A 17,026-nucleotide genomic window follows, 5' to 3' on the forward strand; every position below is an offset into this window, starting at 1 on the left:
CTTAGTCTCTGTTGACTGAATAGATGGCGTGGCTTAGGTTGCTTCGGTAGCTTCGGTAGCTTCGGTAGCTTCGGTAGCTTCGGTAGCTTCGGTAGCTTCGGTAGCTTCGGTAGCTTCGGTAGCTTCAGGCGCTACGATGCTGCTGATGGCACTGTCGCTGGCAGGCTGGCTTTCCTCGCTGTTGGCCGGCTGGCTGGCTGCCAGAGCAGCAGCTGCAGCTGCGGCGGCCTCTTCGCGCTGACGACGACGCACTTCACGCGGGTCGTTGGGTGCGCGTCCGCTGCTGGTGACCGGCGCGGCGCTGGTTGCGGCGACAGGGGCTGCCGCCGGTTCGGCGATGGCTGCTGACGCTTCAAGGGCCTCGACCGCTTGTGGCGCTGCGCTGGGTTGCACGGTTTGTGCGTCCGTTTGCGCGGTGACGACAGGCTCGATCTGTACGGCGTGAGCAGGTTCAACAGCAACCTCGGCAACGGGTTGCTCAGTCTGCGCCTCGGCTGGCGTGTCACTGGCAGGTTGCTCGACGGTTTCTGCTGCCGGCTGTTGCTGGGCAGTGTCCGCAGCAACAGCTGGGCTGTTTGCTGGCGACTGCTCGGTCGGTGTGTCAGCCTGGGCGGCGGCGTTGCTGTCTTCGCTCGAAGCCTGGGCAGTGCCCTCTTCGCTGCTTTCGATCAGGTTGCCGTCGGCATCACGCTGACGCTCGCGGCGGTTGCTACGGCGACGCTGGCCGCGCGAACGACGGCGCGGGCGTTCGCCTGCCTCAGCATTGTCCTGCTCGTCCTCGAACATCTCCGTCTGTTCCAGCAGCTCTTCGTCACTGCTGTTGCTGACGGCTGCTTCCTGGCGTGATGCACGCTCTTCACGCTGCGGACGTGGTGCACGTTCTTCGCGAGGCTTGCGTTCGGTACGCTCCTCGCTGTTGCGGGCTTCTGGTGTTTCCAGCGCTTCGCGCAGCTCACGCGGGCGGCGTTCTTCACGATTGCCACGCTCGCGGCGGTTGTTGCCATCCTGAGCTTCGCGCGGTGCGCGTTCTTCACGGGGCTGACGCTCTTCGCGCGGTGCACGCTCCTCGCGAGGCTGACGCTCTTCGCGCGGTGTGCGTTCCTCACGTGGGGCACGCTCTTCGCGCGGAGCACGCTCCTCGCGGGGTTGACGTTCTTCGCGTGTAGCGCGCTCTTCGCGTGGCTTGCGCTCTTCATCGCGGCCATTGCGATTGGCGCGACCATCGCGGTCACGATTGCGACCCTGTTGGCGGCCGTTACGGCGCTCCTCGCTGGTGCGCGGCTTGCGCTCCACCGGTGCTTCGATGACTACCTGCTCTTCCTGCTTGCCGGCAAACAGACTGACCAGCGACTTGACCAGGCCCTTGAACAGGCTGGGCTGTACCGGCGCGGTTTCCGCGACCAGCGGTGCGGCTGGTTGTGGTGCTGCCGGGCGCGGCGGGGTGGTCTTGATAGCGGCTTCCTGGCGTACCAGGGTGCGGGTGGCGCTGACCGGCTGAGCTTCTTCGACCTCGGCCTTGGTCATTTCATAGCTGCTCTGGCCGTTCAGGGCCTCGGGGCTGTCATCACGCAGGCGCTGCACTTCGAAGTGCGGTGTTTCCAGATGGTCGTTGGGCAGGATGACGATGCGCGCGCGTGAGCGCAGCTCGATCTTGGTGATGCTGTTGCGCTTCTCATTGAGCAGGAACGCAGCCACCGGAATCGGCACCTGGGCACGCACTTCGGCGGTGCGATCCTTGAGGGCTTCTTCCTCGATCAGGCGCAGGATGGCCAGTGACAGCGATTCGACGTCGCGGATGATGCCCTGGCCGTTACAGCGCGGGCAAACGATGCCGCTGGTCTCGCCCAGCGAGGGGCGCAGACGCTGGCGCGACATTTCCAGCAGGCCGAAGCGCGAGATGCGGCCGATTTGCACGCGCGCGCGGTCCGCTTCCAGGGCTTCGCGCATGCGCTCTTCCACGGCACGCTGGTTTTTCACCGGGGTCATGTCGATGAAGTCGATGACGATCAGGCCGCCGATATCGCGCAGGCGCAACTGGCGCGCAATTTCCTCGGCAGCTTCCAGGTTGGTCTGCAGGGCGGTTTCTTCGATGTCACCACCCTTGGTGGCGCGCGCCGAGTTGATATCGATGGACACCAGCGCTTCGGTCGGATCGATGACGATGGAGCCGCCGGAGGGCAGTTTGACTTCGCGCTGGAAGGCCGTCTCGATCTGGCTTTCGATCTGGAAGCGATTGAACAGCGGTACGCTGTCTTCGTACAGCTTGACCTTGCTGGCGTACTGCGGCATGACCTGCTGAATGAAGGTCAGTGCTTCATCCTGTGCTTCCACGCTGTCGATCAGTACTTCGCCGATGTCCTGGCGCAGGTAGTCACGGATCGCACGGATGATGACGTTGGATTCCTGATAGATCAGGAAGGGGGCCGGGCCCTGCTTGGAGGCATCGGTGATGGCCGTCCACAGCTGGATCAGGTAGTCGAGGTCCAGTTGCAGCTCTTCGCTGGAGCGACCCAGGCCCGCAGTACGGACGATCAGCCCCATGTCGGCGGGGGCGTTGAGGCCGTTGAGCGCTTCACGCAGCTCGTTGCGCTCTTCACCTTCGATGCGTCGGGAGATACCGCCCGCGCGCGGGTTGTTGGGCATCAGCACCAGGTAGCGACCGGCCAGGCTGATAAAGGTGGTCAGGGCGGCGCCCTTGTTGCCACGCTCTTCCTTCTCGACCTGGACGATGACTTCCTGGCCTTCCTTCAGCACGTCCTTGATGTTGACGCGGCCTTCGGGGGTTTTCAGGAAGTACTCGCGGGAGATTTCCTTGAGCGGCAGGAAGCCGTGGCGCTCGGCGCCAAAGTCGACGAAGGCAGCCTCCAGGCTGGGCTCGACGCGGGTAATGCGGCCTTTGTAGATGTTGGCCTTCTTTTGCTCGCGGGCTCCGGATTCGATATCCAGGTCGTAGAGCTTCTGGCCGTCTACCAGGGCTACACGCAACTCTTCGGGTTGAGTTGCGTTGATCAGCATTCTTTTCATGTTGTACCAAGGGTTTCCGGGCTACCGGAAACGGCGTTCGGCACACACGACTCTCATGGTCGATGTCTGGTGCGCGTCAACCTGCGGCCATGCCGAGGTTGGGTCCAGCAGCTTCGGGCTCGATAGGCCCTGGCCGCGACTGCGTCTCCTGCCTGCCAGGGTTGTGGCAGGCGCTCAATCAGGAGGAGGAATCAGCCGGCAGGCGGACGGAAAAGCAGGGAAAGAAGCCGTACTACGCAGTTTGCCGGTTGTGCATCTCCACCCTACACGGTTCCTTGAAAATCGGGTGCCGCTCACTGAATCCGGAGCGGGTTGCAATTTATCGCAATGCTGCCAGGGGTGACCGTGGCAGGCATCGCGCGTCGTAACTCAAGGCTTGGATTTCGCTCAGTTACCAGTCGATCTGGCAGCTGCAGCGGGGACGGCCTGACGTCCTGAATGGGGTTGCTCGCGGTGTGTTGCCGCCTGATTGCTGGCTCGCGTTCACCGGGCCGCACGAAGCGGCGTTCCCGACTCTATCACCAATCTTTAAGTGCTTCAATTGCATAAAAATTGTATTATCCGACGATGACCACGACCTCTTCTCCTGCCATCACCAGTAGCGTTCAGCTGCTCGAGGTGGCGCCGGATCATGCCGGCCAGCGTATCGACAACTATCTGCGTGCCCAGCTTAAGGGCGTACCCAAGACCCTGGTTTACCGCATCCTGCGCAAGGGTGAGGTGCGGGTTAACAAGGGGCGTATCAAGCCGGACTACAAGCTGCAGGCGGGAGATGTCATTCGCGTGCCGCCCTTGCGTCTGGCTGAGCGTGATGAGCCTGCGCCATTGGCGCAAGGTCTGCTTGAGCGGCTGGAGGCCGCCATTGTCTATGAGGACAAGGCGCTCATTGTGCTGAACAAGCCTGCCGGTATCGCCGTGCATGGTGGCAGCGGCCTGAACTACGGGGTGATCGAGGCGTTTCGCCAGCTGCGTCCGGAGTCCAAGGATATCGAGCTGGTGCATCGCCTGGATCGGGATACCTCCGGGCTGCTGATGATTGCCAAGAAGCGCAGCATGCTGCGCCATTTGCATGAGGCTCTGCGTGGCGACGGGGTGGATAAGCGTTACCTGGCGCTGGTGCGCGGCAGTTGGCCGGCTGTGAAGAAGCAGGTGCGGGCGCCACTGATGAAGAGCAATCTGCGCTCTGGCGAACGCATGGTGGAGGTCAATGTCGAGGGCAAGGATGCCTTGACGCTGTTTCGGGTCGTGCGTCGCTTCGGTGAGTTTGCCACCCTGGTGGAGGCCAGTCCGGTGACCGGGCGTACTCACCAGATCCGTGTGCATGCCCGGCATGCCGGGCATGCCATCGCTGGTGACAGCAAGTATGGTGATGATGACTTTACTCGTGAGGTGCGTGAGTTGGGTGGCAAGCGCCTGTTTCTGCATGCTCATGCGCTGCGTGTGCCGCTCCCGGAAGGGGGCGAGTTGAAGCTGGAAGCGCCCGTCGATGACATGTGGGGGCAAACGCTGGAGCGCCTGAGTGAGTGACTTTCGCCTGCTGATCTTTGACTGGGACGGTACGTTGGTCGACTCGATTGCTCGTATCGTCGAGTCGATTCAGGTGGCCGCGGCCTGTTGCGAGTTGCCGCCTCTGTCCGCTGAACCGATCAAGGCCATCATTGGTCTGAGTCTGTCGCGAGCGATTGATGTGCTGTACCCGCAGTTCGATGATCCGCTTGGCCGTGAGCGTTTTCGTCAGGCTTATGCTGATCATTACCTGGCTTTGGAGGAGCAGCCTTCGCCGCTCTTTCCAGGGGTTGCCGAGGCGTTGCAGGCCTTTCGCCGGGAGGGCTTGCAGCTGGCTGTTGCCACGGGCAAGAGTCGTCGTGGTCTGCATCAGGTCTTGGCCCGGCGAGGCTGGCTGGATTTCTTCGATATTACCCGCTGCGCGGATGAGACCTCGAGCAAGCCTCATCCGCAGATGCTGGAGGAGATTCTTGCGCATTGTGGTGTGCCGGCACACCGGGCATTGATGGTCGGAGATTCGCGCTTCGATCTGCAGATGGCGCATAACGCCGGGGTTCATGCGGTGGCGGTGGGCTATGGCGCGCAATCGCTGGCGAGCCTGCGCGAAGATGCGCCGCATCTGGAAATTGAACATTTTGATCAGCTGCGTGCCTGGTTGGGCGTGCCGCTGGACCGTGAGGTCAAACGGGAGCATGAGTATGTCTGAATGGAAAGAGCTGGCTGACGAGCAGAAGAAAGCCTGGCAGTTGTTGGAAAAAGCAGCGTTGGCTGGTGTGCAGGAGCAGCGCCGAGCGCGGCGCTGGGGGATTTTCTTCAAGCTGTTGACCTTTACCTATCTGTTTGTAGCACTGGCCCTGTTTTCACCTTTGTTGCAGCTGGATCGCGCTGCCTCGGCAGGTAAGTCGCATACCGCGCTGATCGAGGTGCGTGGCATGATCGCTGCTGATGAGTTGGCCAGTGCCGACAATGTGATAAGTAGCCTGCGTGCCGCCTTCAAGGACGAGCAGACCAAGGCAGTGATTCTGCGCATCAATAGCCCTGGCGGTAGTCCGGTGCAGTCGGGCTATATCTACGACGAAATACGCCGCCTGCGTGCTGAGCATGAGCAGATCAAGGTCTACGCGGTGATTACTGATCTGGGGGCCTCGGGTGCCTATTACATTGCCAGTGCGGCTGATCAGATCTATGCCGACAAGGCCAGTCTGGTGGGGTCTATCGGGGTAACTGCGGCCGGTTTTGGCTTTGTCGAAGCCATGCAGCGCCTGGGTGTGGAGCGGCGCGTGTATACCGCTGGTGAGCACAAGGCGTTCCTCGATCCCTTCCAGCCGCAGAAAGAGGACGAGCGGCGTTTTTGGGGTGAGGTGCTGGCGACTACGCATCAGCAGTTCATTGACAGTGTCAAGCAGGGGCGCGGCGAGCGTCTGAAGAGTGCCGAGCATCCGGAGTTGTTTTCCGGGCTGGTCTGGTCCGGCGAGCAGGCGCTGCGCCTGGGCTTGGTCGATGGCCTGGGCAGCAGCAGTTACGTAGCTCGTGAGGTGGTGGGGGAGAAGCGCATCGTTGACTTCACGACCAAGCAGTCGCCGCTTGATCGCTTTGCCAAACGTCTTGGTACGAGTGTGGCCGAGCATCTGGCCTTGTGGATGGGTATGGGCGTGCCGCAGTTGCGCTGAGCTCAGGGGATACTCACGCCTTCGTTGAGCAGCATGTCGACCAGGCGGATCAGGGGTAGGCCGATCAGGCTGGTGCTGTCTTCGCCTGTGGTGCTGCGGAACAGGCTGATGCCGAGTCCCTCCGACTTGAAGCTGCCGGCGCAGTCAAAGGGTTGCTCGGCCTGCAGATAGCGGTCGATGCGCGATTCGTCGAGTTCGCGAAAATGCACCGTGAAGGGTACGCAGGCTACTTGGCAGTAGTCGCTCTGACTGTTGAGTAGCGCCAATCCGGTCAGAAATGCCAGGCTGCGCCCGCTGGCGTTCAGCAGTTGTTGTCTGGCACGTGGGAGGTCATGCGGTTTGCCTATGATCTGTCCGTCCAGTGCGGCAACCTGGTCTGAGCCGATGATCAGGTGCTGTGGATGGCTGGTCGCCAGCGCGTAGGCTTTGTTCCGCGCCAGTCGACAGACCAGTTGTTCGGCGCTTTCCCCGGGTAGTGCCTGTTCGTCGATGTCCGGGCTGGCCCAGGTGAAAGGCAGGCGCAGGCGCTTGAGCAGGTCGCGGCGATAGGCTGAGCTGGAGGCGAGAATGAGAGGCAGCATGCATGGACTCCTGAATGAGGGGTGATTGTAGGGGCTGCCGGCAGCGCTGAGTAGGCACCGTTGGGCGGTGTCGGGGAATTTGTTTTGACAGCGCAGGGGGACATCCCTAGAATGCCGCGCCTATGTTGAATGGGCCGATTCCACCTCAGGTTGATCCGCGTAAGTTGGCAGATCGCAGCGCTACGCTCGAAGGCGTAGCAAGCATTGCCAGTTTTGAGCGGCTCAGCGAAGCACTCGCCGATACAGCGGGTGACGTCAGCGCGAAACTGGTTTTCGGGCGTGATGAGCGTCGTGCAGCTTTTTTGCACAGTACGCTGCAGGCTGAGGTGAAAATGATTTGCCAGCGTTGCCTGGAGCCGGTGTCCTTGCCGATTCGCAGTGAGTGTCACTATGCAATAGTGAAGCCGGATGCGGATCTGCAATCACTGCCGAAAGGTTACGACGTGCTGGAAGCGGGTGAGGAGCCGCTCGATCTGCTGAGTCTGATCGAGGAAGAAATGCTGCTTGCCTTGCCGATTGTTCCGGCCCACGATCCAGCAGATTGCCAGCAGCCGGTGGGCGTTACAGAGCCTGAGCCGTGCGAGGACGAGGTTTCGCGGTCCAACCCGTTCAGTGTATTGGCGCAGTTAAAGCGTGACCCAAACGTTTAGGAGTTCATCAGTATGGCTGTTCAGCAGAACAAAAAATCCCGTTCCGCCCGCGACATGCGCCGTTCGCACGACGCTCTCGAAGCGAATGCCCTGTCCGTTGAAAAGAGCACCGGTGAAGTTCACCTGCGCCACCACGTTTCTCCGGAAGGCGTGTACCGCGGTCGCAAAGTGATCGACAAGGGCGCAGACGAGTAATCCTTGTCCGTCTCAGTCATCGCGATTGACGCAATGGGCGGGGACTTCGGTCCCCGCTGCATTGTTCCGGCCTGCTTGGCGGCATTGGCCGAATACCCCTCGCTGCACCTGGTCCTGGTTGGCTACTCTCCCGTTCTTGAAGAATTGATTGCCGATTGTCCTGCGGCGGATCGCCATCGTCTGTGCATCGAACATGCCAGCGAAGTGATCGGCATGGACGAGCGTCCGGCTCAGGCGCTGCGCAGCAAGCCCGACGCCTCCATGCGCGTTGCCCTGGAATTGTTGCGTAGCGGACGTGCGCAGGCCTGTGTGAGTGCCGGTAATACCGGCGCCTTGATGGCCTTGTCGCGCTATGTGCTGAAAACCCTGCCTGGTATTGACCGGCCTGCCATGGTCAGTGCCATACCTACGGCGACCGGGCGCTGTCACTTGCTGGATCTGGGCGCCAATGTCGATTGCAGTGCCGAGCATCTTTACCAGTTCGCGGTCATGGGGGCGGTGGCTGCCGAGGCATGCGGAGTCGTGCGGCCGCGGGTGGCTCTGCTTAATGTGGGCACCGAGGAAATCAAGGGCAATCAGCAGGTCAAGCTGGCTGCCAGTCTGTTGCAGCAAGCGCGCGGGCTTAACTATATCGGCTTTGTCGAAGGTGACGGTCTCTACCGTGGCGAGGCAGATGTGGCGGTGTGCGATGGTTTTGTCGGCAATATCCTGCTGAAGTCCAGCGAGGGATTGGCCAGCATGATTTCCCGGCGCATTGAGGCATTGTTCAGCGAAAGCATGGGGTCGCGTCTGCTGGGCTCGCTTGCTTTGCCATTGCTGCAGCGCCTGCATGGCGATCTGGCGCCGGCGCAGCATAACGGTGCGAGCTTTCTCGGTTTGCAGGGGATCGTGGTGAAGAGCCATGGTGCCGCCGGTAGTGAGGCCTTCCAGAGTGCTATCCGTCGCGCACTGCTGGAAATCAGGGAAAACCTCCCGCAACGCCTGCATGGTCGCCTGGAACATCTCCTGCTGTAGGATGTGACTGCCTGCTGCGGCAGGCCATCCAATGTTTCAGTTTCTGGCACCTGAGGTGCCGTTTTTGCGTTGCATTCTGATCAGGAAACTCCTTATGTCCGCACCACTTGCCTTCGTTTTCCCAGGCCAGGGTTCGCAATCGCTGGGTATGCTGGGCGAGCTTGCCGCACAGCAGGCGAGCATCCTGGATACTTTTGCCGAGGCTTCCGAGGCGTTGGGCTATGATCTCTGGTCGCTGACCCAGCAGGGGCCCGAGGCACTGCTGAACCAGACCGACAAGACGCAGCCGGCCATCCTCACCGCCTCAGTGGCGTTGTGGCGTCTGTGGCAGATACAGGGCGGGCGTCAACCGGATTATGTGGCCGGGCATAGCCTGGGTGAGTACTCGGCCCTGGTGGCTGCCGGCAGCCTGAGCCTGGCCGATGCGGTGCGTCTGGTAGAGCGCCGTGGCCAGTTGATGCAGGATGCCGTACCGGCCGGGCAGGGCGGCATGGCTGCCATTCTTGGTCTGGAGGATGCCGATGTCCTGGCTGCCTGTGCCGAAGCGGCGCAGGGCGAAGTGGTGAGTGCCGTGAACTTCAATGCGCCTGGCCAGGTGGTGATTGCCGGAGCGCTGGGGGCGGTCGAACGAGCCATTGCGGTCTGTAAGGAGCGTGGTGCCAAGCGGGCCATGCCTCTGCCGGTCAGTGTGCCTTCGCATTGCGCATTGATGCGCCCGGCGGCTGAGCGTTTTGCCGAAGCGCTGCAGGCCGTGCAGTGGCAGGCGCCGCGTATTGCCCTGGTGCAGAACGTCAGCGCCGCGGTTCCTGGCGATCTGGCTACCTTGCAGGCAGATTTGCTGGCCCAGCTGTACAGCCCGGTACGCTGGGTGGAGTCGGTGGTCTATCTGGCTGGGAAGGGTGTGCTTGATCTGGTCGAGTGCGGCCCCGGCAAGGTGCTGGCCGGTCTTAACAAGCGCTGTGCCAAGGGTCTGATGACCCATAACCTGGATACCCCGGATGCCTTTGCCGCTACGCAAGCGGCGCTGGCCTGAGCTCAAGGAGAAGCGTATGACTCTGCAAGGTAAGGTGGCCCTGGTAACAGGTGCCAGTCGTGGTATTGGCCAGGCGATTGCTCTGGAGTTGGGGCGTCAGGGGGCTGTGGTCATCGGTACGGCGACCAGTCCGGCAGGTGCTGAACGCATCGCCGAAACGCTCAAGGCGCATGATATCCAGGGCGCTGGTCTGGTGCTGGACGTCGCCAGCGACGAGTCGGTGGCGACTACTCTGGAACATATCCAGCAGCACCTGGGGCAGCCGCTGATTCTGGTCAACAATGCCGGCATTACCCGTGACAACCTGATGCTGCGCATGAAGGATGAAGAGTGGCATGACGTCATCAATACCAACCTCAGCAGCCTGTATCGCATGACCAAGGCGGTGCTGCGTGGCATGACCAAGGCGCGTTGGGGGCGGATTATCAATGTCGGCTCGGTGGTGGGTGCGATGGGGAATGCCGGTCAGGTCAACTACGCAGCCGCCAAGGCCGGTCTGGAAGGTTTTGGGCGTGCGCTGGCGCGTGAGGTGGGGTCGCGGGCCATCACCGTCAATGCCGTGGCGCCGGGCTTTATCGATACCGATATGACCCGTGAACTCACCGAGGCGCAGCGTGACGCCATGCTGGCGCAGATCCCCCTGGGCCGGCTGGGGCAGGCCGAGGAGATCGCCAAGGTGGTGGCGTTCCTCGCCAGCGATGCGGCGGGCTACGTGACAGGCGCGACTATTCCGGTGAATGGCGGCATGTACATGGCCTGAATGTGACCTGGCCAGTCAGATTAGTGTCATAAGAGCTGTCTAAAATCCGTTATAACTGTGCAGCTGGTTATAGACAGGTTGTTGAAGTGTTGCTGGTTAGGCGTAGGCCATTGGCTTGAAAATTAGAAAACCCTTTCTATACACTGCAGGCCAGCAGCACGGAATTTTCCATAGGAGTGAAAACTAGGTATGAGCACCATCGAAGAACGCGTCAAGAAAATCGTCGCCGAGCAACTGGGCGTCAAAGAAGAGGAAGTGACCAACAGTGCTTCCTTCGTTGAAGATCTCGGCGCGGACTCCCTGGATACCGTCGAGCTGGTGATGGCCCTGGAAGAAGAGTTCGAGACCGAGATCCCGGACGAGCAGGCCGAGAAGATCACCACTGTTCAGGAAGCCATCGACTACATCAACGCGCACGCGCAGTAAGCATGTAGTCGTCGGACTATCCGACCAGGACGAGCCGCACGACCCGCAAAGGCGTGCGGCTTTTCTTTATCAGCAGATTCAATGGTTGTCGGTAGGTGTGGCATGCGCCACAGCGATCGACCGCCTGGCAGAAGAGGGCAGAGCAGTGTCGCGCAGACGCGTTGTGGTTAGCGGATTGGGCATGGTTTCGCCCCTGGGCAATGATGTGGCCAGCAGCTGGGCCGCCGTGTTGGCGGCGCGCAGCGGTATCGGCCTGATCGAACATATGGATCTGTCGGCCTATTCCACTCGCTTTGGTGGCTCGGTGCGTGGGTTCGATGTCGAGCAATACATGACTGCCAAGGAGGCTCGCAAGCTCGATCTGTTCATCCAGTACGGCATGGCTGCAGGCTTTCAGGCCATGCGTGATGCGGGGCTGGAGATTACCGATGCCAACCGCGAGCGGATTGGCGTGGCCATGGGCTCGGGGATTGGCGGCCTGAGCAATATCGAGAATAACTGCAAGTCGCTGCAGGAGCAGGGCCCCCGGCGTATCTCGCCGTTCTTCGTGCCAGGCTCGATCATCAACATGATCTCTGGCTTCCTGTCCATTCACCTGGGCTTGCAGGGGCCGAACTATGCGGTGGCTACTGCCTGTACCACGGGTACGCATTGCATTGGCATGGCCGCGCGGAATATTGCCTATGGCGAAGCCGACGTGATGATTGCCGGTGGTGCGGAAATGGCCACCAGTGGTCTCGGGATGGGCGGATTCGCGGCGGCGCGGGCATTGTCCACGCGTAACGACGACCCGGTTCGCGCCAGTCGCCCCTGGGATAAGGATCGTGACGGTTTTGTCCTGTCCGACGGTGCGGGAGCGCTGGTTCTCGAAGAGCTGGAGCATGCGCGGGCGCGTGGCGCTACCATTTATGCGGAGCTGGTGGGCTTTGGCATGAGTGGCGATGCCTATCACATGACTTCTCCGCCGGAAGATGGTGCCGGTGCCGCACGCTGCATGCGCAATGCCCTGCGCGATGCTGGTTTGCAGCCTGAAGACGTCCAGTACATCAATGCCCACGGCACCTCGACCGCCGCTGGTGACCTGGCCGAAGCCGCGGCGATCAAGGCGGTATTCGCTGAGCATGCCTACCGCTTGGCGGTCAGTTCGACCAAATCGATGACCGGTCACCTGCTCGGCGCTGCCGGTGCGGTCGAAGCAATCTTCAGTGTGCTGGCGTTGCGTGATCAGATCGCGCCGCCGACCATCAACCTGGAGCAGCCTGACGAAGGCTGTGATCTGGACTTCGTGCCGCATCAGGCACGGCACATGTCGATCGATGCGGTGCTGTCCAACTCGTTCGGCTTTGGTGGTACCAACGGTTCGCTGCTGTTCCGCCGGTTGCGTGACTGATGCGTTGCTGGGTCAATGGCCAGCCGAGCCAGCAGCTTGCCCTGCAGGATCGTGGGCTGGCCTATGGCGACGGTCTGTTTGAAAGCATCGCCGTGCGTCGGGGCCGAGCGCCCTTGCTGGACTGGCACCTGGCGCGTCTGCAGCGTGGCTGCGAGCGCCTCAGGCTGCCTTGTCCGACGGCTGAACTGCTGGCGCAGTTGACGGCATTCATTGCCGAGCAGCAGGACGGAGTGGTCAAGCTGATCCTGACCCGGGGTGTCGGCCAGCGTGGCTATGCGCTGCCTGATCCCTGCCAGCCAACACTGATCCTTCAGGGACTACCGACGCCGGCCTATCCAGCTGGGCATGCGACTGACGGGGTGCGCCTGTTTGCCTGTCGCACACGCCTGGCCGAACAGCCACTGCTGGCCGGTATCAAGCATCTGAATCGGCTGGAGCAGGTGCTGGCGCGCGCCGAATGGCAGGATTCGGCTTTTCCTGAAGGGCTGGTGTGCGATACCCAGGGGCGGGTCATCGAAGGCGTATCGAGCAATCTGTTTTTGCAGCGCGGAGGCGTATTGATGACGCCGGATCTGCAGCGCTGCGGGGTGGCGGGGGTCATGCGCGCCTGGCTGCTGGAGCAGGCTGCCGTGTTGCGTATTCCACTACAGGTCCGGGATATCAGTCTGGCCGACTTGCAGGCTGCCGACGAAGTGTTTGTCTGCAATAGCCTGTTTGGTATCTGGCCGGTACGTGAGTTGGCGGATAGCCACTGGCCGGTGGGGGGACTGACCCGTAAACTGCAGGGCCTGGTTTCCCGCCTGATGGATGAGTAATTGGTGATAGCAAGAATGCTGCGTGTGCTGGTGGCCGGTCTGTTGCTGCTGGCGTTGCTGGCTGGCTGGGCCTTTTGGCAATACCAGACGGCGGCTGATCAGCTATTACAGCTCAACAATGAGCGTTTGCTGGAGGTGCCGCCGGGCAGTACGCCCAACGGTCTGCTGATTCGTTTGGAGCAGGAGGGCGTACTGGCTGACGCCTGGTGGCTGCGGTTGCGCTGGCGCCTGCAGTTTGCCCATGGCGCCTTGCACAGCGGCGAATACCGTCTACATCCGGAGATGAGTGCCGGACAATTGCTGGCGCTATGGCAGCGTGGCGAGGTCGTGCAATACAACCTGACCCTGGTAGAAGGCTGGACCTTCGCGCAGGTGCGTCAGGCTCTGGCACGCGCGGACAAGCTTCAGCAAACCCTGAACGGTCTGAGCGACGCTGACGTGATGCGCCGTCTGGGCGCCAGGGGCGAACATCCGGAAGGGCGTTTCTTCCCTGATACCTACCGCTATGTGCGCGGCATGCGTGATGTGGATTTGCTGCGTCAGGCCTACCAGCGCCTGGCCAGCGTGCTGCAAGAAGAATGGCAGCAGCGTGCCGCCGACCTGCCTTATGCCGATCCCTACCAGGCGCTGATCATGGCTTCGCTGATCGAAAAGGAAACCGGTGTTGCCCATGAGCGAGCACAGATTGCCGGCGTATTCATTCGCCGTCTGCGTATCGGCATGCCGCTGCAAACCGACCCTACAGTGATCTATGGCATGGGCGAAGCGTATCGGGGGCGCATTACCCGTGCCGATCTGCGGCGTCCCACGCCCTACAACACCTACACCATACGTGGTTTGCCGCCGACACCGATCGCCATGGTCGGGCGTGAAGCCATTCATGCCGCCCTGCATCCGCAGGATGGCCGCAGCCTGTACTTTGTCGCGCGTGGTGATGGCAGCCACGTGTTTTCCAATACCCTGGCTGAGCACAATCGAGCCGTGCGTGAGTATCAGCTCAAGCGCCGTGCCGACTACCGTTCCAGCCCTGCACCACAATCGAAGGAAGCCCGGTGAACGGACTATTCATCACTCTTGAAGGGCCGGAAGGTGCCGGCAAGAGCACCAATCGCGATTATCTGGCGATGTGTTTGCGGGCCGCAGGGATCGAGGTTCTGCTGACCCGTGAGCCGGGAGGTACGCCGTTGGCTGAGCGTATTCGTGAGTTGCTGCTGGCGCCAAGCGATGAAGCCATGGCGGCTGATACCGAGCTGCTGCTGGTCTTCGCGGCCCGTGCACAGCATCTGGCGCAAGTTATTCGCCCTGCTTTGGCGCGGGGGGACGTGGTGCTCTGCGATCGTTTTACCGATGCAACCTATGCTTATCAGGGCGGTGGGCGTGGCCTGTCACAGCAACGCATTGCCGAGCTTGAGCGTTTTGTGCAAGGCGATCTGCGTCCCGATCTGACCCTGCTCTTCGACCTGCCGGTCGAACAGGGGCTGGCGCGGGCGGCGGCGCGTGGCCGGCTGGATCGTTTCGAGCAGGAGCAGCGCAGCTTCTTCGAAGCAGTGCGCCAGACCTACCTGCAGCGTGCTGCGCTGGCCCCGCAGCGCTACCGTCTGCTGGATGCGTCGCAGTCCCTGCAGCAGGTGCAGGCTGCTATTGATGGCCTGGTGCCGATGCTTGTGGAGCGTTGCCGTGGCTAACGGCTATCCCTGGCAACAGGGCTTGTGGCAGCAATTGGCGCGCCGCCCGCAGCATGCCCATGCTTACCTGCTGCATGGGCCAAGCGGCACGGGGAAGCGTGATTTTGCCAGCGCTCTGGCAGATTTCCTGTTGTGCCAAAAGCCCCTGGGCGACCAGCCGTGCGGTGTTTGTCGTGGTTGCTTGTTGCTGGCAGCCGGTACGCATCCGGATCGCTTTGAGCTGAAACCGGCCGAGGATCGCGCCAGTGTGGGGGTCGATCAGGTACGCGAGCTGGTGCATTTCGTCGGGCAGACAGCTCAGCTGGCTGGGCGCAAGTTGGTGCTGATTGCCCAGCCGCCAGTTGAGGAAATGACTCTGCAGGCTGCCAATGCGCTCCTCAAGAGTCTTGAGGAGCCCGCCGGCGCTACCATCATGCTGCTGCTCAGTGATCAGCCCAGCCGCGTACTGCCTACGGTGCGCAGTCGCTGCGTGCAGCAGGCTATGCCGTTGCCGACTGCGCAGCAGGCTGCGGACTATCTGCAGGCTGTGCTGCCTGAGCTGGCTGCCGAGCAGCGCGGTGAGTTGTTGCAGTTGGCCGCCGGTTCGCCCCTGCGTGCGCAACAACTGGCAGCGCAGGGTGTTCTGGAGCAGCGTGCGCTGGTGGTGGAGGGTGTGAAGAAGCTGCTCAAACAGCAGGCCCAGCCTACGCAGCTGGCAGAAGGTTGGAAGGACGTACCCCTGCTTCTGCTCTTTGACTGGTTTAGCCAGTGGGCGCAACTTCTTCTGCGCTACCACTTGACGGGGGATGCTGACGCCCTGGGGTCAGCGGATATGCACAAGGTATTGCAATACCTGGCAGATAAAAGCAGTACGCCCGCGGTACTGCATATGCAGGACTGGTTGTTGGAGCAGCGGCAGAAGTTGCTGGGTAAGGCGCCGCTCAACCGTGTGCTGCTGCTCGAAGCCTTGCTGCTGCAGTGGGCAAGACTGCCGGGCTCGGGCTAGAATCGGACAACCTGTCGGTTTGCTAGGAACGCTGCATGAGTCTGCCACCCAATCTGGGCCCGCGTAACGGGATTCTCTCCCTGACCATCAAGGATAAGTCGGTGTTGTATGCCGCCTATATGCCGTTCATTCGCAATGGTGGTTTGTTCATTCCGACCAATAAGAGCTACAAGCTCGGTGATGAAGTGTTCATGTTGCTCAACCTGATGGACGAGCCGGAAAAAATCCCGGTTGCCGGCAAGGTGGTCTGGATTACTCCCAAAGGGGCCCAGGGCAGCCGTGCTGCGGGGGTTGGCGTGCAGTTCAATGATGGCGACAACACCGCACGTAACAAGATCGAAACTTACCTGGCTGGCGCCCTCAAGTCAGACCGTCCAACCCATACCATGTAAGTAGCCTGTACAGCTGGCGTCTCAGGTTCGGCCTGGCGCTGGCAGTCGGCTGCCTGACGTTTTGAGATTTTCATGCTGATCGATACCCACTGCCACCTTGATCGTCTGGATCTGGCTGCCCATGGCGGTAGCCTGGATGCCGCTCTGGAGGCGGCGCGCGCCTGTGGGGTGCAGCGTTTTCTATGTATTGGTATCAATGTGGCCAATGCGCCAACGGTCAAAGCCCTGGCCGAGCGCTATGCGGATGTCTTCTGTACGGTAGGTGTTCATCCGTTGGACCTGCAGGATAGCCAAGCGCCCACCCTGCAATGGTTGCTGGATGCGCTGGCGCATCCGCGCGTGCTGGCGATCGGTGAGACCGGGCTGGATTATCACTATCGCCCGCAGGATGCCGAGCAGCAGCAGGCGGCCTTTAGGCTGCACCTGGAGGCGGCGCAACTCACCGGCAAGCCGGTGGTCGTGCACACGCGCGAGGCGCGCGAGGATACCCTGCGCTGTTTGCGCGAGGCGGCCTTGCCGCAGGCGGGGGTGCTGCACTGTTTTACCGAAGACTGGGCGATGGCCGAGGCAGCGCTGGATATTGGTTTCTACATCTCGTTTTCCGGCATCGTCACCTTCCGCAATGCCGAAGCGTTGCGTGAGGTGGCCCGCCGGGTTCCAGCCGATCGTTTGCTGGTGGAAACCGATGCCCCCTACCTGGCGCCTGTTCCGCATCGTGGCAAGGCCAATTTGCCGCAATACGTTCGCGAGGTGGCTGAGTATCTGGCGACCTTGCGTGGCGTCAGTTATGCGCAGCTATGCGAGCAGACCGGGGAGAATGCCAGGCGTTTGTTTGGCATGCCCTGAGGGGTAATGCCCATAAAAAAGCCCGACCATTGGTCGTAATGCTGTTCACTTAAG

Annotated in this window: 18 protein-coding genes; 16 read left to right on the forward strand and 2 right to left on the reverse strand. The window is 61.4% G+C overall.

The genetic code is table 11. From position 1 onward, the window contains the following. Positions 1–33 precede the first annotated feature (33 nt). The gene (rne, locus tag CFY91_RS15385; protein ID WP_093987264.1) at positions 34–3,024 is read right to left on the reverse strand and encodes a ribonuclease E; all 2,991 of its coding nucleotides are present in this window, start codon (positions 3,022–3,024) and stop codon (positions 34–36) included. A gap of 567 nt (positions 3,025–3,591) precedes the next feature. Between rne and rluC the strand changes: the two genes are divergently transcribed. Genes rluC through sppA form a run of 3 tightly spaced genes read left to right on the forward strand, consistent with a single transcriptional unit; the run spans position 3,592 to position 6,200 of the window. Further along, positions 3,592–4,551, forward strand: a complete 960-nt coding sequence (gene rluC / locus CFY91_RS15390) for a 23S rRNA pseudouridine(955/2504/2580) synthase RluC (protein WP_093987265.1) — start codon at positions 3,592–3,594, stop codon at positions 4,549–4,551. Next, entirely contained in the window at positions 4,544–5,236 is a 693-nt protein-coding gene (locus CFY91_RS15395) for an HAD-IA family hydrolase (protein WP_093987266.1), read from the forward strand. Before rluC ends, CFY91_RS15395 begins: the two co-directional genes overlap by 8 nt. Further along, entirely contained in the window at positions 5,229–6,200 is a 972-nt protein-coding gene (gene sppA, locus CFY91_RS15400) for a signal peptide peptidase SppA (RefSeq protein ID WP_229727170.1), read from the forward strand. Before CFY91_RS15395 ends, sppA begins: the two co-directional genes overlap by 8 nt. Before the next feature lie 2 nt (positions 6,201–6,202). Here the strand turns inward: sppA and CFY91_RS15405 are convergent, their stop codons facing one another. Then, complete coding sequence (locus tag CFY91_RS15405) at positions 6,203–6,781, reverse strand: Maf family protein (RefSeq protein WP_093987268.1); 579 nt, start codon at positions 6,779–6,781, stop codon at positions 6,203–6,205. 122 nt (positions 6,782–6,903) lie between these two features. On the opposite strand from CFY91_RS15405, the gene CFY91_RS15410 reads away from it, so the two are divergent. The 13 genes from CFY91_RS15410 to CFY91_RS15470 all read left to right on the forward strand — a co-directional run bounded on the left by CFY91_RS15410 (position 6,904) and on the right by CFY91_RS15470 (position 16,972). After that, complete coding sequence (locus CFY91_RS15410) at positions 6,904–7,431, forward strand: YceD family protein (protein WP_093987269.1); 528 nt, start codon at positions 6,904–6,906, stop codon at positions 7,429–7,431. Between the two features lie 12 nt (positions 7,432–7,443). Next, positions 7,444–7,626, forward strand: a complete 183-nt coding sequence (gene rpmF / locus CFY91_RS15415) for a 50S ribosomal protein L32 (protein ID WP_013791824.1) — start codon at positions 7,444–7,446, stop codon at positions 7,624–7,626. 3 nt (positions 7,627–7,629) lie between these two features. Next, positions 7,630–8,640, forward strand: a complete 1,011-nt coding sequence (gene plsX / locus CFY91_RS15420; protein WP_093987270.1) for a phosphate acyltransferase PlsX — start codon at positions 7,630–7,632, stop codon at positions 8,638–8,640. Between the two features lie 94 nt (positions 8,641–8,734). Further along, the gene (gene fabD, locus CFY91_RS15425; protein WP_093987271.1) at positions 8,735–9,673 is read left to right on the forward strand and encodes an ACP S-malonyltransferase; all 939 of its coding nucleotides are present in this window, start codon (positions 8,735–8,737) and stop codon (positions 9,671–9,673) included. Between the two features lie 16 nt (positions 9,674–9,689). Then, positions 9,690–10,433, forward strand: coding sequence for a 3-oxoacyl-ACP reductase FabG (fabG, locus tag CFY91_RS15430; protein ID WP_093987278.1), 744 nt, complete (start codon positions 9,690–9,692; stop codon positions 10,431–10,433). Positions 10,434–10,622: 189 nt separating this feature from the next. After that, the gene (acpP, locus tag CFY91_RS15435; protein ID WP_003283670.1) at positions 10,623–10,859 is read left to right on the forward strand and encodes an acyl carrier protein; all 237 of its coding nucleotides are present in this window, start codon (positions 10,623–10,625) and stop codon (positions 10,857–10,859) included. A gap of 145 nt (positions 10,860–11,004) precedes the next feature. Further along, a complete protein-coding gene (fabF, locus tag CFY91_RS15440; protein ID WP_093987272.1) occupies positions 11,005–12,249 on the forward strand; it encodes a beta-ketoacyl-ACP synthase II in 1,245 nt (414 codons plus the stop codon). Further along, positions 12,249–13,064, forward strand: coding sequence for an aminodeoxychorismate lyase (gene pabC, locus CFY91_RS15445; RefSeq protein ID WP_093987273.1), 816 nt, complete (start codon positions 12,249–12,251; stop codon positions 13,062–13,064). The genes fabF and pabC overlap by 1 nt, the downstream gene beginning before the upstream one ends. Before the next feature lie 15 nt (positions 13,065–13,079). Next, the gene (gene mltG, locus CFY91_RS15450) at positions 13,080–14,120 is read left to right on the forward strand and encodes an endolytic transglycosylase MltG (RefSeq protein ID WP_371870528.1); all 1,041 of its coding nucleotides are present in this window, start codon (positions 13,080–13,082) and stop codon (positions 14,118–14,120) included. Then, positions 14,117–14,749: a dTMP kinase gene (tmk, locus tag CFY91_RS15455; protein WP_093987274.1), complete on the forward strand. Its 633-nt coding sequence runs from the start codon at positions 14,117–14,119 to the stop codon at positions 14,747–14,749. The genes mltG and tmk overlap by 4 nt, the downstream gene beginning before the upstream one ends. Then, positions 14,742–15,734, forward strand: coding sequence for a DNA polymerase III subunit delta' (locus CFY91_RS15460; protein ID WP_093987275.1), 993 nt, complete (start codon positions 14,742–14,744; stop codon positions 15,732–15,734). The genes tmk and CFY91_RS15460 overlap by 8 nt, the downstream gene beginning before the upstream one ends. 35 nt (positions 15,735–15,769) lie before the next feature. Next, on the forward strand, positions 15,770–16,126 hold the full coding sequence (locus CFY91_RS15465; protein WP_093987276.1) for a PilZ domain-containing protein: 357 nt from the start codon (positions 15,770–15,772) through the stop codon (positions 16,124–16,126). 72 nt (positions 16,127–16,198) lie between these two features. Next, positions 16,199–16,972 (forward strand): TatD family hydrolase, encoded by a 774-nt coding sequence (locus CFY91_RS15470; RefSeq protein ID WP_093987277.1) that lies wholly within the window; start codon positions 16,199–16,201, stop codon positions 16,970–16,972. Positions 16,973–17,026 lie beyond the last annotated feature (54 nt).

It is taken from the genome of Pseudomonas fluvialis (assembly GCF_002234375.1).
In the GTDB taxonomy this organism is placed as follows: Bacteria; Pseudomonadota; Gammaproteobacteria; order Pseudomonadales; family Pseudomonadaceae; genus Aquipseudomonas; species Aquipseudomonas fluvialis.

Bases quoted from the DNA above. Each gene is read 5' to 3' on its own strand.
- rne (WP_093987264.1), bottom strand. From the start codon at position 3,024: ATGAAAAGAATGCTGATCAACGCAACTCAACCCGAAGAGTTGCGTGTA.
- CFY91_RS15405 (WP_093987268.1), bottom strand. From the start codon at position 6,781: ATGCTGCCTCTCATTCTCGCCTCCAGCTCAGCCTATCGCCGCGACCTG.
- fabG (WP_093987278.1), top strand. From the start codon at position 9,690: ATGACTCTGCAAGGTAAGGTGGCCCTGGTAACAGGTGCCAGTCGTGGT.
- sppA (WP_229727170.1), top strand. From the start codon at position 5,229: ATGTCTGAATGGAAAGAGCTGGCTGACGAGCAGAAGAAAGCCTGGCAG.
- CFY91_RS15470 (WP_093987277.1), top strand. From the start codon at position 16,199: ATGCTGATCGATACCCACTGCCACCTTGATCGTCTGGATCTGGCTGCC.
- rluC (WP_093987265.1), top strand. From the start codon at position 3,592: ATGACCACGACCTCTTCTCCTGCCATCACCAGTAGCGTTCAGCTGCTC.
- mltG (WP_371870528.1), top strand. From the start codon at position 13,080: ATGCTGCGTGTGCTGGTGGCCGGTCTGTTGCTGCTGGCGTTGCTGGCT.
- pabC (WP_093987273.1), top strand. From the start codon at position 12,249: ATGCGTTGCTGGGTCAATGGCCAGCCGAGCCAGCAGCTTGCCCTGCAG.
- CFY91_RS15465 (WP_093987276.1), top strand. From the start codon at position 15,770: ATGAGTCTGCCACCCAATCTGGGCCCGCGTAACGGGATTCTCTCCCTG.
- fabD (WP_093987271.1), top strand. From the start codon at position 8,735: ATGTCCGCACCACTTGCCTTCGTTTTCCCAGGCCAGGGTTCGCAATCG.
- rpmF (WP_013791824.1), top strand. From the start codon at position 7,444: ATGGCTGTTCAGCAGAACAAAAAATCCCGTTCCGCCCGCGACATGCGC.
- CFY91_RS15410 (WP_093987269.1), top strand. From the start codon at position 6,904: ATGTTGAATGGGCCGATTCCACCTCAGGTTGATCCGCGTAAGTTGGCA.
- acpP (WP_003283670.1), top strand. From the start codon at position 10,623: ATGAGCACCATCGAAGAACGCGTCAAGAAAATCGTCGCCGAGCAACTG.